20 protein-coding genes and 1 pseudogene are annotated in these 25,318 nt (G+C 41.4%); 12 read left to right on the top strand and 9 right to left on the bottom strand.

The annotated features are described in order from the left end of the window. The first annotated feature begins 4 nt into the window (after nucleotides 1-4). The 4 genes from P4361_RS05570 (at nucleotide 5) to P4361_RS05585 (ending at nucleotide 5,539) form a co-directional block, all read left to right on the top strand. Nucleotides 5-1,474, top strand: a complete 1,470-nt coding sequence (locus tag P4361_RS05570) for an MFS transporter (RefSeq protein ID WP_328088546.1) — start codon at nucleotides 5-7, stop codon at nucleotides 1,472-1,474. Between the two features lie 254 nt (nucleotides 1,475-1,728). Beyond that, entirely contained in the window at nucleotides 1,729-2,217 is a 489-nt protein-coding gene (locus P4361_RS05575) for a GNAT family N-acetyltransferase (RefSeq protein ID WP_328088547.1), read from the top strand. A gap of 155 nt (nucleotides 2,218-2,372) precedes the next feature. Next, nucleotides 2,373-2,642, top strand: coding sequence for a hypothetical protein (locus tag P4361_RS05580; RefSeq protein WP_328088548.1), 270 nt, complete (start codon nucleotides 2,373-2,375; stop codon nucleotides 2,640-2,642). Between the two features lie 470 nt (nucleotides 2,643-3,112). Beyond that, a complete protein-coding gene (locus P4361_RS05585) occupies nucleotides 3,113-5,539 on the top strand; it encodes a PBP1A family penicillin-binding protein (protein ID WP_328088549.1) in 2,427 nt (808 codons plus the stop codon). A gap of 34 nt (nucleotides 5,540-5,573) precedes the next feature. On the opposite strand, the pseudogene P4361_RS05590 reads toward P4361_RS05585, so the two are convergent. Then, nucleotides 5,574-5,953, bottom strand: a pseudogene (locus P4361_RS05590) (MerR family transcriptional regulator). Between the two features lie 341 nt (nucleotides 5,954-6,294). After that, entirely contained in the window at nucleotides 6,295-6,843 is a 549-nt protein-coding gene (locus tag P4361_RS05595) for a GNAT family N-acetyltransferase (protein WP_328088550.1), read from the bottom strand. A gap of 114 nt (nucleotides 6,844-6,957) precedes the next feature. Here P4361_RS05595 and P4361_RS05600 point away from each other — a divergent pair, with 114 nt between their 5' ends. From P4361_RS05600 to P4361_RS05615, 4 genes are all read left to right on the top strand, one after another. Further along, nucleotides 6,958-7,065: a winged helix-turn-helix transcriptional regulator gene (locus tag P4361_RS05600; RefSeq protein ID WP_328088551.1), complete on the top strand. Its 108-nt coding sequence runs from the start codon at nucleotides 6,958-6,960 to the stop codon at nucleotides 7,063-7,065. A 174-nt stretch (nucleotides 7,066-7,239) separates the two neighbouring features. Further along, nucleotides 7,240-7,566, top strand: coding sequence for a hypothetical protein (locus P4361_RS05605; protein ID WP_328088552.1), 327 nt, complete (start codon nucleotides 7,240-7,242; stop codon nucleotides 7,564-7,566). 47 nt (nucleotides 7,567-7,613) lie between these two features. Next, nucleotides 7,614-8,288, top strand: a complete 675-nt coding sequence (locus P4361_RS05610; RefSeq protein ID WP_328088553.1) for an AlkZ-related protein — start codon at nucleotides 7,614-7,616, stop codon at nucleotides 8,286-8,288. Between the two features lie 275 nt (nucleotides 8,289-8,563). Beyond that, on the top strand, nucleotides 8,564-10,243 hold the full coding sequence (locus tag P4361_RS05615; protein ID WP_328088554.1) for an alpha-keto acid decarboxylase family protein: 1,680 nt from the start codon (nucleotides 8,564-8,566) through the stop codon (nucleotides 10,241-10,243). A 59-nt stretch (nucleotides 10,244-10,302) separates the two neighbouring features. Here P4361_RS05615 and pepF read toward each other — a convergent pair whose 3' ends face one another. After that, nucleotides 10,303-12,090 carry an oligoendopeptidase F gene (gene pepF, locus P4361_RS05620; protein WP_328088555.1) on the bottom strand — a complete coding sequence of 596 codons (1,788 nt, stop codon included), beginning with the start codon at nucleotides 12,088-12,090 and terminating at the stop codon, nucleotides 10,303-10,305. Between the two features lie 218 nt (nucleotides 12,091-12,308). Continuing rightward, on the bottom strand, nucleotides 12,309-13,361 hold the full coding sequence (mnmH, locus tag P4361_RS05625; RefSeq protein WP_328088556.1) for a tRNA 2-selenouridine(34) synthase MnmH: 1,053 nt from the start codon (nucleotides 13,359-13,361) through the stop codon (nucleotides 12,309-12,311). A gap of 170 nt (nucleotides 13,362-13,531) precedes the next feature. Between mnmH and P4361_RS05630 the strand changes: the two genes are divergently transcribed. Together P4361_RS05630 and abc-f are read left to right on the top strand one after the other, a co-directional pair. Then, complete coding sequence (locus tag P4361_RS05630; protein WP_062235610.1) at nucleotides 13,532-14,602, top strand: permease; 1,071 nt, start codon at nucleotides 13,532-13,534, stop codon at nucleotides 14,600-14,602. A 378-nt stretch (nucleotides 14,603-14,980) separates the two neighbouring features. Further along, nucleotides 14,981-16,708: a ribosomal protection-like ABC-F family protein gene (gene abc-f, locus P4361_RS05635; RefSeq protein ID WP_328088557.1), complete on the top strand. Its 1,728-nt coding sequence runs from the start codon at nucleotides 14,981-14,983 to the stop codon at nucleotides 16,706-16,708. 51 nt (nucleotides 16,709-16,759) lie between these two features. On the opposite strand, the gene P4361_RS05640 is transcribed toward abc-f, so the two are convergent. The 3 genes from P4361_RS05640 to P4361_RS05650 form a co-directional block, all read right to left on the bottom strand. After that, complete coding sequence (locus tag P4361_RS05640) at nucleotides 16,760-17,422, bottom strand: potassium channel family protein (protein WP_256225223.1); 663 nt, start codon at nucleotides 17,420-17,422, stop codon at nucleotides 16,760-16,762. A 22-nt stretch (nucleotides 17,423-17,444) separates the two neighbouring features. Continuing rightward, nucleotides 17,445-18,797, bottom strand: coding sequence for a TrkH family potassium uptake protein (locus P4361_RS05645; RefSeq protein WP_328088558.1), 1,353 nt, complete (start codon nucleotides 18,795-18,797; stop codon nucleotides 17,445-17,447). 209 nt (nucleotides 18,798-19,006) lie between these two features. Further along, nucleotides 19,007-19,771, bottom strand: a complete 765-nt coding sequence (locus P4361_RS05650) for a MerR family transcriptional regulator (protein WP_328088559.1) — start codon at nucleotides 19,769-19,771, stop codon at nucleotides 19,007-19,009. 372 nt (nucleotides 19,772-20,143) lie between these two features. Between P4361_RS05650 and P4361_RS05655 the strand changes: the two genes are divergently transcribed. Continuing rightward, on the top strand, nucleotides 20,144-22,201 hold the full coding sequence (locus P4361_RS05655; protein ID WP_328088560.1) for an Ig-like domain-containing protein: 2,058 nt from the start codon (nucleotides 20,144-20,146) through the stop codon (nucleotides 22,199-22,201). Between the two features lie 211 nt (nucleotides 22,202-22,412). Here the strand turns inward: P4361_RS05655 and P4361_RS05660 are convergent, their stop codons facing one another. Next, entirely contained in the window at nucleotides 22,413-23,363 is a 951-nt protein-coding gene (locus P4361_RS05660; protein ID WP_328088561.1) for a nucleoside hydrolase, read from the bottom strand. A 245-nt stretch (nucleotides 23,364-23,608) separates the two neighbouring features. On the opposite strand from P4361_RS05660, the gene P4361_RS05665 reads away from it, so the two are divergent. After that, a complete protein-coding gene (locus P4361_RS05665) occupies nucleotides 23,609-24,331 on the top strand; it encodes an SGNH/GDSL hydrolase family protein (RefSeq protein WP_328088562.1) in 723 nt (240 codons plus the stop codon). 28 nt (nucleotides 24,332-24,359) lie between these two features. Here P4361_RS05665 and P4361_RS05670 read toward each other — a convergent pair whose 3' ends face one another. Beyond that, nucleotides 24,360-25,223, bottom strand: a complete 864-nt coding sequence (locus tag P4361_RS05670) for a phosphotransferase family protein (protein ID WP_328088563.1) — start codon at nucleotides 25,221-25,223, stop codon at nucleotides 24,360-24,362. Between the last annotated feature and the right edge of the window lie 95 nt (nucleotides 25,224-25,318).

Consider the following 25,318-nt stretch of genomic DNA (forward strand, 5'->3'; position numbering starts at 1 on the left):
CAGTATGAGGAGGCACGCTGTGGATAGAAAAAATAGTAATAGATTACAAAAAGAAGATATTACGGTTGTTGATACAAAAATCGCAAAACAATCGATCCTGGGGACCTCGCTTGGTAATGCCATGGAATGGTTTGATTTTGGTATTTATTCTTATTTAGCGGTAACCATTGGCAAAGTTTTTTTCCCTGAAGTCGATTCTTCTGCCCAGGTGATTTATGCTTTCGCGACATTTGCAGTAGCATTTATCGCGAGGCCGATCGGCGGTGTAGTGTTTGGAATAATGGGTGACCGTTTAGGGCGAAAAAAGGTACTGGCCATTACATTGATCATGATGGCGATTGCAACACTCAGCCTCGGGCTCATACCCGGCTATAAGTCCATCGGGATTGCGTCGCCCATCCTTCTGCTGGTTGCCAGATTGGTGCAAGGCTTCTCAACCGGCGGAGAATACGCTGGGGCCATGACGTTTATTGCAGAATCAACTCCGGATAAAAAGCGCAGTTTTATGTCAAGCGTTTTAGAGGTAGGAACTTTGGCCGGCTATATTGCTGGTTCAGGGCTTGTGACCCTGCTGACCTTTATTCTAGGTTCGGAAACCATGCTGGAATGGGGCTGGAGAATTCCGTTCTTTATTGCAGCTCCACTAGGTTTAATCGGTTTATATTTCCGTTCTCACCTCGAGGAAACACCTGCTTTTCAGGCAATGGAGGAAGAACAAGAGGAAAAGAAAAAGGATTCGTCTCTTAAAGAAATTTTCCTCAATCATTGGAGGTCCCTATTGATCTGTGTAGGCATTGTTCTCTTTTACAATACAATTGTCTACATGGTGCTAACCTATATGCCGACTTACCTTTCTGAACAGATCGGTTATGGAGAAACAAAAGGGCTGCTGCTCATTCTCATTGTGATGGTTATTATGATTCCTTTCGTTTTGGGAATGGGGTATTTGGGTGACCGGATTGGAAGAAATAAAATTTTGATAGGAGCTTTGATTCTAACCATTATTTTAAGCATACCGGCCTTTATGCTGGCGGGGAATGAAAATGGCAATAATGCCTTCTTCGGAGTGCTGATTTTGGGATGTCTGCTCACCGCTTTTCAGGGAACGCTCCCGGCAACACTTCCTTCTTTATTTTTTACAAACGTTCGATATGGATCACTAGCCATTACTTACAATGTATCTACTTCCATCTTTGGCGGAACGACTCCGCTCATTGTTGCCTGGCTGGTGAAAGAAACCAATAATAAACTGCTGCCGGCCTATTATTTAATGGCGGTCTGTACGATCGGTATTGTTGTTGTAACTTTCTTTGTCAAAGAAACAGCAGGCCGTTCATTGCGTGGATCTCTTCCAGCTGTTGAAGACCCAGGCGAGATCAAAGAGATCTTGCAGGATCCTAATGAAGCTTTATGGTGGGAAGAAGAAGTGCCAGCTAGTGAGGGAAAACCGGTTGGTGAGAGTAAACAAGCGTAAAACTGTATTTAATGAGGCTGTCGAGGAGACTCGGCAGCCTTTTTTATGGTGTCTCGTCGGCGAATTGAACCAAAATCGAGGAGAATTGAACCAAACTCAGATTAATTGAACCGAACTGAATATTAAGATAACTTCGCCGAGGGTTTTTCAGATGATTCTCCGTTCATTCATTATTCGGCAGGTTAAAAGAGGATTAGCAGACTGAGAGAAGAATAGTTTTTTAGAAGACATGGAATAGAGAAAGGAAGTTACAGATGAAATTGGAAACAGAACGGTTAACCATCATGCCCTGCAGCAGAACATACATAGAATCACTATCGCCTGATGCATATCCAGTCAGAAACCAAATTAAGTCCCACGTTGAACAGTTAGAACAAGACCCTGAGCTATACGGATGGGGTGTGTGGCTGGTCACAGAAAAGGAAACGGGAATGATTGTCGGAGATATTGGATTCAAAGGGAAGCCCAGTGCCGAACGAACAGTAGAGGTCGGTTATGGAATCATTCCGTCTGCTCAGCAAAAAGGATACGCCACCGAATCGGTAAAGGCGATAATCGATTGGGCCTTTACTTCTGACCAAGTTAACCGTGTCATTGCAGAATGCTTGATAAACAATGATCCTTCCATTCGGGTATTGGAAAAAATGAACATGAAGCGTTTAGGGCAAGAGGGTGAAATGCTGAATTGGGAGTTAAAAAAGGAAGAAACGGGATTGACTAAGAATACTGCAGCGTTCTCATGATATGAGGGCTGCTTTTTTATTTTAGTAAAACTTTCAATTCATTTTATGATAAACTGTAAGTAATTGGGAGTTGTTTGGGAATTGATCTTAAATAGACTTCAAACAACAAGAGAATAAGCAATTGAAATAGCCTTCAATGGAAATGGGGTTTGTTGATGAAAAACGGCTGGGGAGCTGCGTTTGTGTTATCTTTTATCGCAGCAGGAATCTATTTATATGTGGTTAATTACGGGTACCACAACAAAAAAGAGGCACTGCAGAAGGGCTGGACGAAAGAAGCCATTGAATTAAACACGGAGAAGGTTCAATCGGTTACTGTCCCCAATAGCCCTTATGTTCTGGAGATTACGAACGCACCTCATAAAATTTATGTTTTTAAAATAACAAAGCATTTCGGTAATATAAAGTATCCCTGGCTGATGTAAATCTTTTATATCAGAGCATCAATAAAGATGGAATGTATTTTAACAAAAATTTACTGGAATTTGGTTTCGATACAGACAAACCGAGGAATAAAGATATTTATATTGATCATCAAAAAATGAGATACCTCTCTTTGGGCAAGTACTTTTCTAAAAGCAAGTTTGCCTGGAGCTACCAAAACTTATCCTTTTATTACCCTGAGCATCCAATGGAAACAAAGGCTATTGGTCCTGCATATCACTAAAAGCAGCATTCGAACGAGACATCATGTTCTTGTTCTTTTTTTAATTCATATAGATTAAAAAGCTGGAAAAACGGGTACTAGTACTTCTGACCTGTTTGTAATAAAAATGTAACATTTGTGAGATGTATTCGTATTATTTTCTATTAAAATAGTATAAAATTGGTGTTCAGGAAAAATAAACTATTTCAGCATAGGGAACAGCATGGAACAATTTAAGGAGAGTTAATGATGGAAAAGAAAAATTCAGCTTCACGATTGGAAAGAAGAAAACAGAACAAAAGGCCTAAACGTTTTCGAAAATTCCTTACATACAGTACACTAACTTTTCTTGTTCTCTTTCTTTTAGTGGTTATTGGCGGGGGGGCAACCGTATTTTCAGTTGCAAAAGGCGCTCCTGAATTGAACCCCGAAAACCTGAAGTATTCACGTACTTCCACCGTCTATGACATGAACAATGAGAAAGTCGTTTCAATCAGCGGGAAGGAAAAGAGAGATTATGCTCACATTAAAGATATTCCGCCGCTCGTTCGGAACGCTTTTATTGCGACAGAAGACGTTCGATTCTACAAACATAACGGAATTGATACGAAAAGGGTCGCAGGAGCCATTCTTTCCAATATAACTCACGGATTTGGTTCAGAAGGTGCCAGTACAATCACACAGCAGGTTGTAAAAAACTCGTTCTTATCACCAGAAAAGACAGTAACTAGGAAGGTACAAGAAGCCTATTTGGCGATCCAGCTTGAACGGAAATATTCCAAGGATCAGATTCTTGAATTCTATTTAAATAAAATCTATTTCGGAAATAGTGCCTATGGAGTAAAAACAGCAGCAAAAACGTATTTTAATAAGCCTCTGGACCAGCTGACCATCGGCGAGGCTGCATTGCTTGCCGGACTGCCACAGCGTCCGAGCGGGTATGATCCATTCGTACATCCAGAGTTAGCGGAACAGCGAAGGAATGTGGTCTTGTCGCTACTGCACAAAAACGGATATATTTCTGAGCAGGAAAAAGTAAAAGCGCAGCATCAGCCAATTAAGAAAATGCTTGTGAAACCTAAGAAGTCTCAGCCGAGATACGAAGCGTTTTTACAGCAGGTCATTAAAGACGCACGAAAAGAAGGCATTTCTGAAAAAGAACTGTTTGAAGGCGGATTGAAAATCTACACGACGCTTGACCAGGATGCCCAATCTCAAGCAGAAAAAATCTTATCAACGGAGGATTATGTCCGTTACCCAGACAATAAATTTCAGGCGGGGGTCGTTCTCCTTGATACTGAAACCGGCCAGATTCGTGCTATAGGCGGCAACAGGCTGGACGACAACAAACAGGCCATCAGAGGATTTAACTATGCGACCGATACAGAAAGACAGCCGGGATCGACGATTAAACCGATTCTTGACTACGGCCCGGCGATTGAATACTTGAAATGGTCTACGAGTACCCCGATCAAGGATGAGCCGCTCGAAATCAACGGCAAGCAGTTCCAGAACTGGGATAAAACCTATCATGGTACGCTTTCTATGAGAGAAGCACTCGTCCAATCGTATAACATTCCTGCCATAAAAACGTTCCAGGCAGTAGGAGAAGCGAACGCGAAACAGTTTGCAGGAAACCTTGGAATTAAGCTGGATACGATCTATCCGTCCTATGCGATCGGCGGATTCAATAAAGGGGTTTCTCCATTAACGATGGCCGGTGCGTATTCTGCTTTTGGAAACAAGGGCGTCTATCATCAGCCAACAACATTAAGAAAGATTGAATATCCGAATGGAGAAGTGAAGCAGTTTAGCCATCAGCCAAAAACTGCCATGAGCGATTACACAGCTTACATGGTAACGGATATGCTAAAGAGTGTTGTCAATAACGGAACTGGCCGCATGGCTCAGATTCCAGGATTGGATGTAGCCGGTAAGACAGGAACGACGAACCTTCCAGCCAATGTCTATGGCAACGGCTCGACCGATTCATGGTTTGTCGGTTATACCACACGCTATACAGCAGCTGTCTGGACAGGATATGATCACCCGGGCCAGGATGCTTATGTAAAGAAAGAAGACCAAGTGATCGCTAAGCTGATCTTTAAAGAACTGGTATCCCATGTTTCAGCAAATAAGCTCACTGCCGATTTCCAAAAACCGGGGTCTGTCGTTTCACGAGGCTCTGAGCTTTACGTGCAAGGAACTTCGATGCCTGCTATAGCACAGCCAAGCCATAAGGAAGACAAAAAAGAAGATTCATCAGCTGATGCTGAAAAAGAAAAGCAAGATAAAGAAAAAGAGAAAAAAGAAGAAGACCAAAAGAATAAAGATGATAAAGAAAAACCTAATGATGACGGTAAAACAAAACCGGATACTCCTGTCACACCGCCTAAAGATGATCAAGGCGGCAACGATCAGGGTGGCAATGGCCAAGGCGGAAATGGCGGAACAGATCAGGGTGGGAATGATCAAGGCGGAGGCAATCAGGATAAGCCGACAGATCCAACAACCCCGCCTAAAGATAAGCCAGGAGACGGAACCACCAAACCGGGTACAGGTGATAAACCAACGGATCCTGGAACCGAGCCGCCGAAAGAACAGGATGATAGTAAAAAACCAGCGGAAACAAAGCCAAGTTCCGTGGAAAAGAATACCGTTGAAACAGACCAGTAACGTGAAAACCAGCACCTAGGTTCTGAAATCAGAACTAGGTGCTGGTTTTTAAATGCTCTGATTGAATCAATTCTTTATAGGATCGGATTTTATGATCCAGCATCTTTTCAGTTTCCTGAAGGGTGCTGATTTGCTCCCTCACCGAGTTTCGATGCTCTTCGAGAAGACGGAGACGTGCTTCCTGCGTATGTTCTCCTTCTTCTTGATACAGCCTTGAGTATTCCCTTATTTTAGCCAACGGCATTTGCGTCTGTTTTAATTTAATGAAGAACCGCAGCCAGGCAATGTGGGAGTCGCCATATTCCCGTTCACCATGATCATTGCGTTCGGGTAAAATAATTTGTTCTTTCTCATAATAACGCAATGTGTGAGAACTGACTCCAGTAACTTTGCTGCCTCACTAATGCTGTACATTTTATCCTCCTATTGATTCATTCTTCAAGAAAGTATCAGAATTAGAAGTTGTAGTCGATTTATCCGTATGTATCAAGAACAAGATAAATATCATTACTGAAAGGGGCTGTCCAAGAAGTCTGATAGCTGTTGATCTCCGCTCCAGGCTGCTCGCTTTCCGCGGGGCGTGCGNNTCCCGCAGGACAAGGAAAGCTTCGGCAGCGTTATATCGCACGAAGAAAATGTGAAGTTCATTTTCGAGGAGTCTCGCACCTTGCACTCCAATCAACTTTTCATTGAAGATTTTTCACGTCAAAGGAGCTGCCTGAAGGTCAATTTTCGACTTTCAGGACAGCCCCTTTTTAATGGTTACATCCAATCTCTCTTTTGCTTCGTAAAACGGTTATAAAACCATCCAATATATCATGACTCACAGTAAATCCTTTACGTTTATAGAATTCCAGTGCGTTAGTATTGCCATTTGAGACATAAATAAAATAATCTTCCACATCGTCAAATTGCTTGATCCAATCCATGGACATATGAAAAAGTTTGGATCCAATCCCATAATGCCTGTACTCTTCTTTAATATAAAATTGAGATAAACAGCCTACATAATCTCTATTAACAGAAGAAAGATCAAAAAAAGTGGCAAATTCATTGGAATAGGCTTCTTTAGGAGAGATATTGGAATATACATAACCTACAATTTGATCATCATCTTTAACTACCACTGTATAATTGTGAACGGCATTATTTATTGATGGAATCAGCCTTGTTTCAAAATTCATGTTGTCAAACAATTCAGGTGTTATGTAGGATTTTGATTTTTGAAAGGCCATGAGTTCATTGCAAATTTCTCTGCAGCATTCAATTTTTTCATCAGGTAAAACTTCATATTTTAACTTCAAAACTATCACTCCTTTATTTATCCTACAAATAATCAACTACGATATAATTTTATTACATAATCAAAGTAAAACAAGTATGCAGTATTTTATTTCTAAGTCAGAAAAAACTGATTAATGGAGAACCAAGGACTTATCATACGAAAGCAGTTTATGGAAATACCACCAAGAGTAGAATACTCACTAACAAAAGCAGAAGAGGACTTGATCCCATCTTTAAAATGACTGGCTGAATGGGGAAAGTCCATGCAAAATTAAAATACGTCTTGATTAATTATGGTATATAATGGAATTACGTGGATCTTTTCAGGCATGTTTTTGATTTTGGGTGGTGTGTGACGAAACGCCATTACAGAAGACAAAAGACGAAATTAACCTCAAGATCCAAGGGGGGAAAGGGTGTCTAAAACCATTATCTGCGATAGATGTACAAAAGAAATTACACTTAAAGAAGATTTAGTTACGGTAACGATGTTTTTTGAGGTGATCCCTTATCACGAGGAGTGCTATGCGCACGATCTAAAAGGAACGATATCTTTCTTTCTTAACAACCGGCCGCTCAATGGTCTCTCAGGCAACATTTCTATGGTGATCTCCATTTTATTTGGGTTATGGTTGGTCTTTTTTACGGAAGGGTCCTTAAGGTTTGTTTCCCTTCTCGTTCTTATCCCGATTATATACCGATTGTACTCTTATCTGGCGTATGAAAGGCACTTGGAAGCTTAGGGGAAAGATGGATACATAATAAGGAAAGAGCAAAGGGGAATGAGTGAGTGCTTGATTATAAAATTAAAACGTACGAAGAAGCCATTGATATTGTGAATGAAGTAGGGTTTGTGCCGCTTGCTCCTTTGTTTCCCGATTATCCCTCACTTAGCAGTATTACGGTGAAGGAAAATTGGTATACGGAGACCGAATTTGATCCTTGGGGCTGGAGAACGCGGTTTGCTGCAGATGGAATAGCCGCGTACGGAAAATTTGTTAAGAAAAAATCTGTTCTCATCTCCCGCGAACTCCTTCCTTATATAAGAACGGTTCTGGGGAATCCAATGTCTGTGAAGGACCGTTATTATAATGGCATGCTGTCAAAAGATGCCTTCGATCTTCACTTACACATCCTGCAGGAAGAAGGAATTGATACGAGGCTTTTAAAGGCAAAGGCTGATATGAAAGCAAAAGAGAAAAAGAAAGCCTTCGACAACGGATTGCTCGAACTTCAGGCCTCTCTTGATATTGTCGTCTCCGGTACAAAGGAGAAACAAAATGCGATCGGTGAAAAAAATGGCTGGAACAGCACTTCCTATGAGACGATTGAGCATTGGATAGAAAAAAATAAGATAGAAAATATAGAGATTGATCGAGAGGAAGCACTTCAGAAGCTGTTACAGCATTTTTCAGTAATCAGCAGTCCAGAGTCTATGAAAAAATTCCAGAAACTATTTCTGTAAAAATAGGAGTGGGGCAATGAAACGAGAATTATCCCAGTTGGTTTTTACTTTTGTATTTGCAGTCATTCTGTTTTATTGTGTCCTATACTTTCTTGAAACAAATGATGTTGCCATCACCTTTCTTTTGTAATGAAGGAGAGAACAATGATAGACGATAGACAGAAAAACTCCTGAAGTAATTCAGGAGTTTTTTTCATGCCTCACATATTGGATCAGCGATTAGCATGGAAGGGTTTGGGTATATAAATAGGAGTAGGAGATGAACCATTGAAGGAGTGAGTAGTTTGGCAGAAAGCAGAACGGTGGGACAATATTTATTGGATTGTTTAAAAAGAGAAGGAATATCAGAGGTCTTCGGGGTGCCGGGTGATTATAACTTTTCATTGCTTGATACGCTTGAAAGCGATAACGGCCTTTCTTTTATTACGAATAGAAATGAGCTGAATGCAGGATATGCAGCAGATGCATACGCACGGATTAACGGTATATCGGCGCTCATTACAACATTTGGGGTCGGCGAAATGAGTGCGACGAACGCAATTGCCGGCGCATTCAGTGAAGACGTGCCTGTGATACAGATCGTTGGCTCGCCAAAATCAAAAATGCAGAAGGATAAAGAGCTGGCTCATCACACATTAATGGATGGTGATTATGATGTTTTTCGAAAAGTGTACGAAAACATCACCGCATATACGGCTGTTCTGACACCGGAAAACGCAGCTCGGGAAATCCCGGCTGCCATTCAAGCAGCAAAGCAAAAGAAAAAGCCGGTTTATTTAAGTGTTGCGATCGACTTGGTGACTCAGCCGGTCATCTTTCATGAAACGGAAGTAACACAGACGAAGAGCAGTCAAATCGCACTTCAGGCTGCGCTAAAACAGATTACTGGAATGGTGGAAGAGGCAAAGAAAGCAGTCATTCTTGTTGATATGAAAGCCATTCGCTACCGGCTGCAGGATCAAGTGCAGCATCTAGCAGAACAACTCAAAGTTCCTGTCGCTTCACTCATGCAAGGGAAGAGCGGGTTTGATGAAAGCCATCCACAGTACATCGGTGTATACGGTGGAGCTTTTGGACAGGAAGATGTAACTAAAACGGTTGAAGAAGCCGACTGCATTTTTGCGATTGGCGTACAATGGACCGATGTGAATACGTCAAAACATACGATTAAACTGAATCCCTTAAAAATTGTTGAGATCCAGCCTGAATCTGTAAAGGTCGGAGCAGCAAGTTATTTGAACGTAAGAGCGGAGGACCTTTTACATGAGTTAACAAAAATTGGATTTAAACAGGAGAGTTCAATCGGTGACATCGCATTTCCTTACGGTACGGTGAGCGGCGGGGGAGAGGAACCAATCAAGGCTGCATCTTACTATCCAAGATTTCAGCACATGCTCAGGGAAAATGATGTGGTCGTTGTTGAGACAGGTTCGTTATCTTATGGAATGTCACAAATCAGGCTGCCGAAAGGAGCGACTTATATTGCACAGGGTGGCTGGCAAAGCATCGGGTTTGCTACTCCTGCGGCGTTCGGGGCATGTATGGCGGCGAAGGACCGGCGTGTTCTTCTTTTTACCGGTGATGGCTCTTTGCAGCTGACCGTACAGGAAATCAGTTCGATGCTCGAGAAGGGATGTAAACCCATTATCTTTATTTTAAATAACAATGGATATACCATTGAAAAGTACCTGAACGTTAAAGTGGAGATTGAGAAACAGAAGTATAACGAGATCCCTTCCTGGAATTATACCAAGCTGGCGGAAGCGTTCGGAAGAGAGGCGTTTACGAAACAGGTGAGGACAAACCAGGAACTGGACGATGCCATCACTGAGGCTGAACGATTACAGGGAGAAAAACTTTGTATGATCGAACTGGTCGTTGAAGATCTGATGGACGCGCCGGAATATTTGCAGAAGATGCGCGATTTTTTGGAGAAACAAGAGAACGAGAAGTAATGAAGGAGGGGCTGCCGGAAGGTCAATTTTCGACTTTCTGGACAGCCCCTTTTAATTTCTTATAATTGTGCAAATTCCTCTACCAGTTCCTCAAACCGTTTCAGCGCATTGACGATCGGCTCTGGGGTTGTTAAGTCGACACCTGTCTTTTTCAAAAGATCGAGCGGATAATCAGAGCTTCCGCTTTTTAAGAAATCCAAGTAGGAGTCAAGAGTCTGTTGGTCGCCGTCTAAGATTTTTGTAGCCAGGTGGATAGCTGACGCAAACCCTGTAGCATATTTGTAAACATAAAATGGACGGTAGAAATGAGGGATTCTGGACCAGCCATATTTCACTTCTTCATCAAATATCACGGTATCGCCGTTGTACTCTCTAAACAGATTTTCATAGATTTGGTTGAAGACCTCAGCATTCAGCGGCTGGCCTTCTTCTGCGAGTGCGTGTGTTTTCATCTCAAACTCGGCAAACATCACTTGCGTAAACAATGTTCCTTTGAACTGATCGATAAAATGATTCAGCAAATGTTTTTTAATATCTTTGTTGGTTTCCTTGTTCAGCAGGTAATTGATCAGAAGTACTTCGTTAACGGTAGAAGCAACCTCTGCGACAAAAATGCTGTAGCCGGCTGTGATTTTTGGCTGCTGCTTATTGGAATAATGGCTGTGCATCGCATGTCCCATTTCGTGTGCCAGCGTAAAGAGGCTGTCTAGATCATCCTGATGGTTCAGAAGCACGAAAGGATGAACGCCGTACAACCCAAGATTATAAGCTCCAGAACGTTTTCCGCGTGTTTCCCTAACGTCGATATAACGTGCATTTTTAAACTCTTTCAATCGTTCAACATAATCATCGCCAAGCGGCGCGAGTGCTTTAACCATCGTTTCATAGGCTTCTTCATAGGGAATGTCCAGCTTAACTCCTTTTACAAGGGGAGCGCTAAGATCGTATTGGCGCAGCTCATCAAGTCCCAGTTTCTCTTTTCTGATCTCTGTGTATCGGTGCATGGACTTAATGTTTTCTTTTGTGGTGGCTATGAGATTTTCATAGACTTCTTTTGGTACGTTATCACCAAATAAACCTTTTTCAAGAGCAGAAGGATAGTTGCGGATTTCAGCAAGCGAGACATTGTTTTTAACCGCTGATGAAAGGGTGGAAGCAATCGTATTTTTTAATGCCACGTAGGGTTCATAATAAGCTTTGTATGCTTCTTTTCTTACTTCACGGTCTTCATCCTCAATCAATTTGGAATACATGCCGCGGGTCATTTCTACCTTTTTACCATCTTTATCAGTGACTTCGCCGAACTTAATATCCGCATTATTAATCATGCTGAATGTGCCGCTTGGAGAGGAGAGCGCTTCACCCAGGCGGGAAACAATCTTCTCCTGTTCTTTACTCAGGACATGGGACTTGTAGCGAAAGGAATCAAACAGATCTTCTTCAAAGTAGTTCAGCCCTTCATCCTCTGCGATATATTCCTTCAGCTGTGCTTCGTCCAAACTTAACAGGAAAGGCATAAAGAATGAAGTGGCAGAGCTGATTTTCACTCCGGCATGCTTTGCACGATCCAATAAGGATTGAGAATCTGAGTTTCGAGTATCCACGTCCACATTCAGCATGGCATAAACATAAACGAGATTGAAGGTGCAGGAGAGCTCTTCTTGTTTAGTGAGATATTCAAGCAGTGACTTACCTGAATCAATGTTTCCATCAAACGCCTTTAATTCTTCAGCCATTACCTTCACCTGTTCATAATCCTTTTCCCATTCAGCCAGTGAAGGATAAATATCGGTCAGGTTCCATTTCTCTTGTTCAGGAACGTCATTTCTTGATTGGTATGTGGTCATATACGTAACTCCTTCTGCATGAAATATCTTTATTCTCTTATGTGTATTATAGGTCCCATAATATGATTATTGAATTTATTAGACTTATAGGGTGGATTCTCCTTCTTTCAAAGGAAATAAGAGGAAGATGGAGTTGGGGCCGTATCGATAATAAATTCGCTTTTTCGATTATATATCAGGATTATCAATAATAAAAAGCCGGCAAAGGCTGTGAAAACTCACAGAACTTGATGTGCCGGCTTTCTTTTTTGAAGAATTTCTTTAATTTGGTCAATGGCTTCCGCAATATTATTAACTTTTAAGGTAATTCGCTGGTCTTCTGGATATTCGACATCATGATGCTCGTAACGTGGATCATAATAGTGCTCAAGCAGCAGGCGGACAGCTGAATGATAGTTTCCCTCACTCAGATCATGTTCAATCTGAGCAGCTATTGGTGTATGAATGCGCCGTTTGATCTTTTGAAACGCGGCAAGACATTCCTCGTGATGCTCCCACGGAAGATAGTCTTCAAGGATATGATTGACCCGTTCCTCAATCGGCATGTCCAGGAAAATATGGAGACCTTGCTGCTTTTTATCCGTTACAAAACCCGGAAGCACGACTTTTCCGATTCGTTTGCTCTCAGCCTCCATCAGAACAAAAGGTGTATCTTTCAGTGCAAACAAATGATGAAAAAGGAGAGATTCAAACATTTTCTGGTTGTTTGGCTGAAGACCGATTTCTCCAAAAATGGAACCGCGGTGGCCGGCCAATTGCTCAAGATCAAGAACGGGAAATCCTTGCTTGGCAAGCTCTTGAAGGATTAATGTTTTACCGATGCCGGTATTTCCATGGAGAACGCAGGTTTTGGGAGCAAACTCCATCTCCTCTAGGTTTTTTATAATCCACTGCCGGTACACACGGAAACCGCCCTGCAGCCGGTAAGCACGAATTCCCATAAGGTCGAGTACAGTCGCAGTGGTTCTGCTCCTCATTCCGCCTCTCCAGCAAAAAACAGCTTTGGGTCCAGCGATCTTCGAGAATTCTTTAATAAAAGCAGGAAGCTTGGCAGAAACAATCTCGAGTCCTCGTTCCTTAGCGGCTTCCACACTTTGCTGTTTATATAGAGTCCCAACTTCAGCACGTTCTTCATCATTAAAAAGAGGGATGTTCAAGCTTCCCGGAATCGTAGAATCCTTAAATTCGGAGGGTGACCGTACATCAATGAGTGTAATCTCTTTTTTATTGTAGGATGACATAAGCTTTTCAATGGCAATATCCTGAAACACTGGTTTTTTCCGCCCTTCTGTACTGCACGTCTATATCCTATTATAAAATACTTCTTCTCTAATTTCATTTTAGCCGAATTTTGGAAGGCTTAAAAATATGTTTTTGCAGAAACTGTGATATAATTTACTATCCAATCTTAAGGTCGGAAAAAAACTGGGGTGGGGGATATATGTCTCAAATCAATCATAGTGTTCAAAATGGAAAATCCACCAGCAAAGAGGCAATCTGGGTCATTGTTATATTCATGGCGGTTGCTGCGGCTGGTTTGCTGTATGTAAAATGGTGGCCGTATTTTCAAAAGGTGATCTCAGTTTCAGCTACTCATTCTATCGGTCCATCGATCCTTGGTGATCAAGCAGCTTCGGCGTCACCATGGGTAACTGCTTGGGACTATGCAAAAGTTTATTTTCAGTCTGTATGGAAAGCTGCATTACTGGGGGTCTTACTCGGTTCGTTGATTCAAGTGCTGCTTCCGTCACGATGGCTGCTTAAAGTGCTTGGAAAAACATCGTTTGGCAGTACAGCAGCAGGAGGATTGGCGTCCATTCCAGGCATGATGTGTACTTGCTGTGCGGCGCCAATGGCCGTGGGGATGCGCAAGAAGAAAGTGTCGATTGGAGCAAGCCTTGCTTTTTGGCTAGGTAATCCGACCATAAACCCGGCAACCCTGATTTTTATGACATTTGTATTATCATGGAAATTTACGGTACTGCGATTATTCTTTGGAATAATACTCGTGTTTGGTGTCAGTTACTTTGCCAATCGTTTTGCCAAAAACGCTGAGCCAGTAGATATGGAGAAAGTGCCGGAAAGCAAGAACTTTGAGGAAGAGGAAGGACCGTTTTTCATCAGATGGATGAAGAGCCTGGGCACCATGCTGCTCCATATTGGACCAGCTTACATTTTTTCGGTGCTTTTACTTGGTGCAGCACGTGTCTGGCTGTTTCCGCAGCTAAGTGAAACAGCGTCCAACAGCTTGTTTGCTGTTATCGGATTTGCTCTTGCCGGCATGCTGTTCGTTATTCCGACTGCTGCCGAAATTCCAATTATCCAGACGTTTATGCTCGTTGGTCTTGGTGCAGGACCTGCGGCTGCCTTGCTCATTACACTGCCGGCGCTAAGCTTGCCGTCCTTACTCATCGTTTCCAGGTCCTATCCCAAACGTGTTCTGTCGTTTGTCACCTTATCGGTCGTCGTTTTAGGTGTGTTTAGTGGAATGGTGGGAATGCTGTTTCTTTAAGGCTTACTTCTCTCTGACAGAATGGGTTGCACAATTTTACCATAATCGTGTTATACTAATACCAACAATGTGAAGGAGGTATCCAATTAGACATTATGTGGAACTAATCCCCTTGTCGATCATGAAATCTGATTGCACGGCAAGTGATGCTCTGCGGCTTTGGAGCGGGATGGGATACGTATGTCTATAGGAGACCCTCAACGGTTAAATTCAATGTATCAGTGTGCTGAAGCTGGTCTAACGGTCTATGCACTTTGAGGTGTTTTTTTCGTATCTTTTTTCGCTTACCCAAAAACCGCAGGAATGCGGTTTTTTTTCGTCTTCAGATTATCATGAGTCCCTATTGCCCTTGAACGAAACGCAAAGCGGTGATTTTTGATGACTCTATTAAGCTGTCACGAATTAAGTAAAGAATTTGGCGAGCGCCTGATTTTAAAAGAGGTTTCTTTGAATATAGACAGTAATGAAAGGATAGGTTTGGTTGGCGTTAATGGAGCGGGAAAGACAACTTTGGCTAACCTGATTTTCGGAACACTTCAGCCCGATAAAGGTTCTATCGTTAAACATAAAAATCCACTGAAGATCGGTTATCTTCAGCAGTCCACCTCCTATACGACTAATACTTTTTCGCATATGCAGAGTGAAGAAGAGGATTTTCTGCAGATGACCAGCCGTCTCGGTTTAAAGAAAGTACAGAATTGGGATGAGAGCCGTTTCTCAGGATTAAGCGGAGGGGAGAGGACGAAGCTGGCTATCGCACATATCTGGTCAACAAGGCCCGACCTTCTTATACTGGATGAGCCGACCAACCACCTTGATTTTAAAGGAGTCGAATGGCTGATTCAGGAGCTGAGATCATTTACAGGTACCACACTGATCATCTCGCATGACCGGTATTTTCTTGATCAAACCGTGAATCGAATCATTGAACTGGATGATGGCAAGTCTGTTGATTTTCCGGGGAATTATTCATTTTATCGGGAAGAGAAGGAGAGAAGGCACCATGCACAGCTGCATCAGTATGAAACACAGAAAAAGTACGAGCAAAAAATACAGTCTGAGATTGAAAGGCTGGACAACTGGTCGTCGAGAGCACATAGAGAAGCAGGAAAGGTCGGTAAGATGGCAGATATGCGCGGCACAAAAGAATTTTACAGAAGCAAAGCAAAGAGCATGGATAAACAGATCAGTTCCCGGATCAAACGCCTGAAAAAGATTGAATTGGAAGGTGTGGAAAAGCCAAAGGAGGAAACAAAAATACAGTTTGGCTGGGACAATCCGGAGAAACGGGGAAAGCGGCTGGTGGATGCGAAGGAAATCTCCAAATCTTTTAGTTCTCGACCGCTCTTTCAGAAAAGCTCGTTTTATATTAAACGAGGTGAAAGACTGGGATTGACAGGTCCGAACGGGTGCGGCAAGACGACGCTCCTTAAAATGCTGACAGGTAGGGAGACCGTCGATTCGGGTGAGCTTTGGATCAGTTCAAGCGCAAAAATGGCCTATCTGACACAGGATGTTACAGACCTCCCATCGGAACAAACGGTAGTAAACTTGATACACGATGTTTTTGAAGTCCGGTCAGAAGCCTCTACGGCCCGGACACTGCTCGCCAATATGGGGTTTGATGAAAGAATGCTGAAGAAGCAGATTCATCAATTGAGTCTTGGTGAACGGATGAGGGTGAAGCTCGCCTTGCTCATCATGCAGAAACATGATCTTCTGATTCTGGATGAGCCGACGAATCACCTTGATCTGGCAAGCAGGGAGCAGCTTGAGGAAGCATTGCTGTCGTTCAGCGGTACACTGCTTATCGTTTCCCATGACCGCTATTTCCTGGAAAAAACGTGTGAAAAGCTGCTGGTTTTTGAAGATGGAAACATAAGAAAAACGCAAAAGGGCTTTAAAGAGTTTGCTGAAGCCAAACAAAAACCGGTACAGCCGCAAAATTATAAAAAAACGGATCTTCTTGAAAAAAGGATGATTATTGAGAACCGAATCAGTGCTGTTTTGGGAGAGCTTAGCCTCCTGTCTCCTGGTGATAAGGAATACACGAGGCTGGACCAGGAGTTTAAGCGGCTGATGGAGGAGAAGAGAAAGCTTTCTTAGCAATACGGAATAACCAGACAAAAGCCGTCCCTAAATCCCGGACGGCTTCTGTCATTCTTCCAGCTTTTTAGATAACTCCTTTAAGTCTTTGTTTTTTCCAATAATGACGAGAAGATCGCCGTTTTTCAAAGAATAATCCGGACCAGGAGCAACCGTAACCTCTTCGTCCGTATGCCGGATTGCAATGACGTTCAGCTGGTATCTGGCTCTGATGTCGAGGGCTTGTATGGTTTGTCCGACCAAGTCTGGAGGAATCTTAATTTCTTCTATACTGTAATCGTCCGATAATTTAAGATGATCGATGATGTTCGGATGCATCAGGTTTTGAGCGAGACGAAGCCCCATATCACGTTCAGGGAAAACCACCTGATCTGCGCCGATTTTGGTCAGTACCAACCCGTGGCGTTTACTGAGTGCTTTGGCGACAATATAGGGAACTCCTAATTCTTTTAACAGAACGACAGTTAAAATACTGGCTTCCATGTCATCCCCGATTGCCACGATCACAACATCAAAGTTTCGGACACCAAGGCCTTTCATACTGTCCTCATCTGTACTGTCAGCGATAAATGCCTGACTCAGGCCATTCTGTAGATCTTCCACCTTTTCTTCGTTAATATCAATACCAATAACCTCGTTGTCTTCCTCATAGAGTGCTCTTGCTAAATGTGATCCAAACCTTCCGAGTCCGATTACTGCATATTGTTTCTTCATGCTCTGTTTCCTCTCCTTCATTTTAGCCGATCAAATATTTTCCTTTTGGATAGCGATAGAGTTCTTTTTCATTTTGTTTAGCCAAAGCGATGGCCACGGTCAGAGGTCCCAGCCTACCGATAAACATCGTTAGTGCAATAATAATTTTGCCGAACGGAGAAAGATCGGGTGTAAGTCCCATGGACAATCCCACCGTTCCGAATGCAGAGACCGCCTCAAACAGGATTTTCAAAAAGTTGTTTTCCTGTTCTGTGATCGAGAGCAACATCGTCACCACAATAACAAGAATCAATGCACTTAAAATAACGGTCAATGCTTTATAGATCATGGTCGGAATAATCCGCTGTTTAAAGAACACCACATCCTCTTTTCCTTTGATCTGTGACCAGGCCGCTCCAAACAATGTCACAAATGTCGTTGTCTTAATCCCGCCGCCGGTTGATCCTGGTGAAGCCCCGATAAACATAAGAATAATCGTTAGCAACAGAGTAGGATGAGCCAGGTCCGGAATGTTCAGAGTATTGGAACCGGCCGTCCTTGGAGTTACTGCTTGATAAAAAGAAGCCAGGAGCTTACCAGAAGGAGATAGAGGCTGAAGGGTCTTGCTGTTATGCATCTCCAACAGGAAGACAAGAACGGTGCCGGCCACAAGCAGGATAGCGGTCGTGGAAAGCACGACCTTTGTATGTAAAGAAATATTTTTTAGTTTTTTTCGATGTTCGATAAGGTCACTGACAACTATAAATCCAATTCCTCCTAGAATTATAAGGATCCCGATTGTCAGCGTAATGACGGGGTCTTCTTTATAATCCGTCAAACTCTTAAATCCTCCCATAATATCAAAGCCTGCATTATTAAAATTTGAAACGGAATGAAAGATGCCAAAATAAATGGCTTTCTTAACTGGCATGTCCATGGCAAAGCGGAATGAAAGCAAGATGGAGCCAAGCAGTTCCGAAACAAACGTAAACAGAACAATGGTTTTCGCCATTTTTACAATGCCTTGGGTGGAGGAATTATTTAACGCCTCCTGCAGAAGAAGACGTTCACGAAACGAAATTCTCCGGCCGACTATTAATGCGAAAAAGGTGGAGAACGTCATAAATCCAAGACCGCCAATTTGAATGAGAGAGAGTATAACCATTTGTCCGAAAACGGTAAAGGTATCTCCGGTATCCACGACGATCAGTCCCGTGACACACGTTGCTGAAGTTGAGGTGAAAAAGGCGTTAAGAAAAGACATTCCCTGTCCGCTACGAGTTGCTTCAGGCAAGCAAAGGAGAAAAGCTCCGGCCAAAATGATAGCGGCAAAGCCTAATACCAGTATTTTAGGAGGAGTCAATGCAAAGCGCTTCCTGCGATTTCGATCTGTCATATTTGGCCTTCCTTTCAGCAAATGGTGATTATGTATTACCCTTTATTATCCGATTTTAATGCTTAATTATAACGGCAGTAGTTATTGCATTTGTTTTTGTTTAATTGTTAAAGGATATAAATACTTTACATCAAGAATATGGAACTCCTCCAAGGCCATTCAGGCATATAAAAAACAGCCCACCTGAACCGTGCAGATGGGCTGTTTCCTTATTTTTTTACTCCCGTATAAATGTGAATCGCATCTCTTAAGAACTCAGCAGTTCCTGGCTGGTCTTTGTCATAGTGCTGTTTGAAGCGTTCATCGTCTACATACATTTGCGCCAGACCCGCATGGGCTACTTTGCTGTATTCACTCCAGTAAAAACACAGCCATTGCTTATGAAGATCTGCTGCTTTTTGGGCTAGGTCTCCCGCAGGATCCCCAGTTTTAAAGGCTTCAGCCAACGAGGTCTTTAGTTCGTCCGCCAAATGATTTACTTCCTCATGATCTTCCTTCGTCATGTTTTTCAGCTTTTCATTGGATTGATTAATCGTATCATCACCGTATTTTTCACGAATCTCTTTTCCATATTGTTTCTCGTTATCATCAATGAGCTTCTTTTTAAAGCCTTCGAATTTTTCTTGATCTGTCATCGTCATTTTCCCTTCAGATGAAGCAATCGTTTTTTCCACATTATTAATAAGCAATTCCAATTGCTTTTTCTTGTCAAGGAGCTTCTCACGGTGTTCTTTAAGAGCCTCTGTCCCGTTAAAGGAAGGGTCAGTCGTGATCTCCTTAATCTTTTCCAGACTGAGTCCGAGCTCCCGGTAGAACAAAATCTGCTGCAGATGGTCGACTTCCGGCTGGCCATAGATCCGGTAACCTGAAGAATTAATCCTTGCCGGCTTAAGGATGCCAATCTCATCATAATACCTTAGTGTTCTCGTACTGATTCCGGCCAGTCTTCCGAGTTTTTGAACTGTATATTCCAAGTGATCACCTCCTGACACCTTAACTGTACACCTTGACGCAGCGTCAAGGTCAAACCCATGTTAAAAAATGTGGATATATTTTGAGTGGCGGACTTATTTAAAGTTGTTGCTCAAAGTCATGGTTTCAAAATGCCACGACACCCAATATTATTTAAGAGGTATATGTGCGTACCAGTCTTTGCTAACAGCAACCAACAAATGAAAAAATTCGTTAGTTAAGGTTAATCAATTGATTATGAATACTTTAGTCCCTTATTTAATAAAAAGCAGGTTAGTATAATATTTTTTGGAATAAAATCCAATTTTATATAAAAATAAACTATACTTAAATAAGGTGATTAATATTAATCAAATAGACATTTTGGGGGATTTATGAAAAAACTAAGGAATTTTATCATTACATTTTTGCTCGTATTTCTATTTTCTAGCACATTCAATTTTTCTACGTGGAAAGTTCATGCTCAAGACAATGTGACTAAGGTTAATCATTTTTACTCTGCTGACACAGTTGTTTCTGGTACAACAACTCCTAACACAAGGGTTAAATATGTTGGGAAAAACAACTATGGTGAGACGTACGGAGTTTTCAGTGCTGTATCCAATAGTGATGGAATTTTTAAAATGTATGTAGGAAATCATCAAGCAAATACTACTTTTACAATTTATACGTATGATTCGACTGGGGATCTAATTGATTCTGATGAAGTATTTGTGTTAAAAGCATCACTTGACGCTTATTTTTCAATTGGTTTTGGCAATAAAATGGTTGAAGATCAAGGCGAAATCGGAGAAACTCCAATTAAAAGACCTATGCCTTCCGTTTACTATACAGCAAGTCAAGATTCAAAAATTGAGATTATGGTCAATGACAAGATTATAAAAACGGATAAAGCTGGAGGAGGTTATCGATTACTTGAATGTCCCGAAATTCATTTAGGAGATTTTGTCCAGATAAGGGTTTCGAAGGGGAATGTAATAAAAACCTATGAACTGTTGGCAACAAGCTATGATATATATGATAAGTTTATGTATGTTTATCCTATTTCTACTTCTAAAGTTACGAGTTGGTCAGATTCAATTAGGTTTTATCTTCCGTCAAATTTAAAATTTAGTGGTCTGCTAACTAATACTAAGAATCTTTTACCATCGGGCGTTATTAAACAATCGTATGATGGAAACACAACGATATTCCCATTAACTTTATATGATGGAGAATTTGAAAATGTCATTTATAATAGATCTATAAAATTATCCACTTCACCTAAGCCAGACATTGAACCGGTTTCACAAATTTCTAAAGAAGTTACTGGATTTGCAACCGAAAATAGTCTGATCACCGTTTTGGATGAACAAAATACCAAGTTAGGTGAAAGTTTGACTAATGAGAATGGAAGATTTGCAGTACCAGTAAATAAATTAGAACCTGACTCCATTATAAAAGTAGAAACAAGAATACCGAATACCGATAAATATGATTATAGTTATACTTCTGTTGAGGAAGTGTATGTTGATGATCTTTCAGATAACAATGATTATATTACTGGACAAAGTTCATTTGGGAAAGAAGCAGAGGTTTTTCTCTTAGATTCGAATTCGATGATAAAAAGTTTGAGTGTGAATGGAGCAACTACGAAAATCTCGAAGAAAAGTATCGGGAAATTCACATTAAATAAAGGTTCGATGTTTAAATTATATATCGGTAAACAAAAAGCGAACTCCATCATTCAAGTCGAATTAAGAGAAAATGGGATGTCACTCTCTCTTCCTACCAAAATAGTAAAAGATAAAACGGCACCTGTGATTTCAGGTGTCAAAAACAATGGTCTATATAAAGCAGATGTCATCCCGTTATTTAATGAAGGAGACGCAATAATTGACGGGAAAATTTATGTCAAGGGAACAAAAATAACCAAAGAAGGCCACCATAAGTTCATTGTCAAAGATAGTGTGGGAAATACGACAACAATTGTATTCAGGATTGATAAAACTGCACCAGTGATCTCAGGTATCAAAAATAATGGTCTATATAAAGTAAATGTCATTCCAGTCTTTCATGAAGGAAAAGCAACTATTGATGGAAAAACGTATGTTAAAGGAACAAAAATAACCAAAGAAGGCCATCATAAGTTCATAGTAAAAGATAATGCGGGAAATAGCACAACCCTTTTATTCACGATCGACAAAACCGCACCTTTAACACCAACCGTAAATAAAATAAAGTCAAGTTCCCGTTCTTTATCAGGAAAAGGAGAAAAAGGTTCGGAAATCTATGCATATAAAGGTAAAGTTAGGTTTGGTCATACAAGTGTGAATTCGAAAGGGACATACAGTTTAAAAATTTCAAAACAAAGAAAAGGTGTCATACTAACAGTTTATGCAGTAGATAAAGCGGGAAATAAGAGCAAATCAAAGAATATAAAAGTAGGTTAACTTTGTGTAGTCATTCTATTTAGAATGACTTTTTTTTATTTTAATACGATATATAATCTACAAATTAAAAGACTTATCCATGATTGTTCAAATATATAGGTGGTTTAGTTCAACAAATTAAAATAAGTTTTTCAATTTTAAAATCAACATTTTAATTTATCAAAGCTAAAAATATAAACCTGCTCATAGAACAAGTACAGGGTGAGCAGAATTACATGAGTTCTCCTGTCATGACAGACATGAAGTCATGATAGAACCAGTAATAAATAAAATCGAACGCAATACGATGTTTCTTTTCACCATTGTTCAAATCGGCATATGGACGGATATCAGCGATGCTCTGTCCCTTTGTCACCCCGCTGTTCGTATCAATGTATACGGGAAGATGACGAAACGAGAACATGTTCTGATGCAATGTAGCCATCAGTGTGAGTGCATCATGAACAGGGCTTCCTTTAATACTCGGATTGCGCTTCTTATTAAACTCATAATAAAAATCGAGCAGAGGCTTAATAATTTTAGCTTTTCCTTTAGACTGAATGTAATCGACCATCTGGGGAGTGACGATGGCCCGGTCTGTTACATTCAGGGGAATAATCGTTACATTATTGGCATAGCGAAGTACGATTTTTGCAGCAATAGGATCTCCGTGAAAGTTCGCTTCCGATACAGCGGTAACATTGCCTGGCACCCAGAATGCACCGCCCATGATGTACACTTCTTTTACTTTATTAATCAAGTCATTATATAAGATGTACATGCTTGCAAGGGAAGTTAGTCTGCCTGTGTTTACAATCGTCAGTTCACCCGGGTGCTGGTTGATGAGTGAGACAACTTCACAAAAGTTCTCAGTGAACCCTTGAGGGGGGAGCTGTTGGGGAGGTTTGATGTATCCCAAGCCGTACTCTCCGTGCACTTCCGGATAAAAGATGGGATCTTCTCCTGTCATCGGTTTTTCAGCACCGAGTATGACCTTTGTATGCTGGGAGAGATTAAATAAATTAACCAAATACGTAATATTGCGCAATCCCATTACCCTAGAAACATTTCCGTAGTCCGCAACCACTCCAATGATATCCACTTGTTTACTTAAATACCCGTAAATTAAGGCAATCGTGTCATCGATGCCAACATCCGCAAAAAGCAAAACCTTTTTGGCCATGGTATCACCTAATTAAATGTTTTTTACAACATATGACTAGAGGGTATGTAAAAGAATGGGAATTGGAGGAGGACTTTAGGCTTATATTTAAAGGGAAAAAGTCTGATAGGAGAGAATGTGTCCTAGGTGCCTGTTCTAAAGTTTAAATGCCTGATTCATTTTAGGAATGACAACGGATCCTGCGGGCTTACTTCCATTTAATCGCTTCATAAAGAATGGGTAACCCTTAAAGAGGAGAGGATTTGATGAAAAAATCTGTTGCCGCTTTGCTGGCGGCGAGTACGCTGTTCTCTTTTGCCCCATTGACCGCCTATGCCGACCATCAGGAAGAACAAAAGAAAGTTGAGTATATCGCTTTAGGAGATTCAATAGCCGCAGGTATGACGCCTTATGGTGACATTAACAAGAGCTATCCGGATTTTATTCAAAGCTATTTTAAAAGATCCCACGTGAAGCTATTAGATTATGATAATTTTGGTGTGCCAGGCTATACTTCAGAACAGCTGAAAGAGGATGTTTTAAACAATTCAGACGTGATGAAGGAGATTAAAGAAGCAACCCATATTACGATCAATATTGGGGCAAATGATCTTTTTCGCAAACTGATGACCGATCCAGCACATGCTTCTGAAGGAATTGCGACGGCCAGTGCTAACCTTGAGACCATCCTTCAGGCAATCGATAAGCTAAATCCAAATGTGCATGTATATGTGATGGGGTATTACAATCCTTTCTTTTATTATGATCAGGATAGCCAAGCGTTCTTAGTTCCTTTGAATAACGCATTGAATTCTGCTATTAAGGAGGCAGCTGTATCAAATAGCGATTCATATGTCCCGACAGGTGGAGCCATCGATCCCCATTTCCAGAAATACATGCCCAATCCGGAAGATAACCACCTCAACATCAAAGGATATAAAGTGATCGCTAAAGAGTTTTGGAGGGTGATAAAAAAGGATGTGAAGTAAGGGGAAAAGAGGACCGAGGTCCTCTTTTTTATGCAGGTGAGACGAGTACTTTCCATTTCTCCCATGCCTTCAAATATTCGGGCAAGTCTGCAGGGTGATGCTGAGAGCTTCTGGCCAGCCGTGTGAAAAGACCGAGCAGCACTTCCTCATTGAGGACTTGTTCATCGTAATTCCACATCTTTAATTGCTTTGCAGCAGGAATAATCGTTTCTTGTGTAAGTTCGTTTGCGGTAGAACAAAAAGCAAAGACAAGATCGTGGAGCGGGTGGCCGATAAAGGTTTGAGGATCAATTAAACCAGAGAGCTCCTGCTCTGAGAACAGGAAATTATGATACCCGCAGTCTCCATGCAGTAAATAAGTGAGTTCAGATTCCTTGCTTTGGGACCTAAGTTTAGCAAGTTCAGCGATAAGCTTGTAATCTTCTTTTTCAAGCAGCCCAGAATGAATAATTTCTTTGACTGAACATATTTCGTCCTCCAAAAATTGTTCTCTGGAATGCTTAAGGTCGTCCCTGTATCCCCATCCATTTGCTTCAGAAAAAGGTTGATAGTAATTGAGCACATGCTGGACGAGGGAGGACAGGATGTTTGTTTTGTGCGTCCCGGAACTGTCTGTCGTTCCTGCAAGAAAGGGATAGACGATGAATCGGTTCGCAGGGTCTTTGTATACGAGACGGGGCAGGAAAGGAATATTCTCGTATTCATTCAAGAATTCCGCCTCTGCATTAATAACATTCGGTTCGTTGAACTTAAGCACCCATTGTTTTCCGCTTCCATCACGCAGTAATCCGATCGTACTGGTCGTTCCTCCGCTCAAAGGTTCGTAGACGGCATCTTTTGATTCTATGATCCCTTGGGTGTATAAATCTTTCACAATCCTATCCGTATCCATGATCCGAACTCCTTTTTTTGTTTGTATCTATTTAAAGAGTAGCAGATGCTAGGCCAAATGTTTCATAATTTTTAAGTTTAAAGATCAATCGGGCG

The organism is Fictibacillus sp. B-59209 (assembly GCF_036216745.1).
Classification (GTDB): domain Bacteria; phylum Bacillota; class Bacilli; order Bacillales; family Fictibacillaceae; genus Fictibacillus_C; species Fictibacillus_C marinisediminis.

Coding starts and splice junctions, on each gene's coding strand:
- P4361_RS05570 (WP_328088546.1), top strand. CDS start 5: ATGAGGAGGCACGCTGTGGATAGAAAAAATAGTAATAGATTACAAAAA.
- P4361_RS05575 (WP_328088547.1), top strand. CDS start 1,729: ATGAAATTGGAAACAGAACGGTTAACCATCATGCCCTGCAGCAGAACA.
- P4361_RS05580 (WP_328088548.1), top strand. CDS start 2,373: ATGAAAAACGGCTGGGGAGCTGCGTTTGTGTTATCTTTTATCGCAGCA.
- P4361_RS05585 (WP_328088549.1), top strand. CDS start 3,113: ATGGAAAAGAAAAATTCAGCTTCACGATTGGAAAGAAGAAAACAGAAC.
- P4361_RS05600 (WP_328088551.1), top strand. CDS start 6,958: ATGGAGAACCAAGGACTTATCATACGAAAGCAGTTTATGGAAATACCA.
- pepF (WP_328088555.1), bottom strand. CDS start 12,090: ATGACCACATACCAATCAAGAAATGACGTTCCTGAACAAGAGAAATGG.
- P4361_RS05630 (WP_062235610.1), top strand. CDS start 13,532: ATGTCTCAAATCAATCATAGTGTTCAAAATGGAAAATCCACCAGCAAA.
- abc-f (WP_328088557.1), top strand. CDS start 14,981: ATGACTCTATTAAGCTGTCACGAATTAAGTAAAGAATTTGGCGAGCGC.
- P4361_RS05640 (WP_256225223.1), bottom strand. CDS start 17,422: ATGAAGAAACAATATGCAGTAATCGGACTCGGAAGGTTTGGATCACAT.
- P4361_RS05645 (WP_328088558.1), bottom strand. CDS start 18,797: ATGACAGATCGAAATCGCAGGAAGCGCTTTGCATTGACTCCTCCTAAA.
- P4361_RS05655 (WP_328088560.1), top strand. CDS start 20,144: ATGAAAAAACTAAGGAATTTTATCATTACATTTTTGCTCGTATTTCTA.
- P4361_RS05660 (WP_328088561.1), bottom strand. CDS start 23,363: ATGGCCAAAAAGGTTTTGCTTTTTGCGGATGTTGGCATCGATGACACG.
- P4361_RS05665 (WP_328088562.1), top strand. CDS start 23,609: ATGAAAAAATCTGTTGCCGCTTTGCTGGCGGCGAGTACGCTGTTCTCT.
- P4361_RS05670 (WP_328088563.1), bottom strand. CDS start 25,223: ATGGATACGGATAGGATTGTGAAAGATTTATACACCCAAGGGATCATA.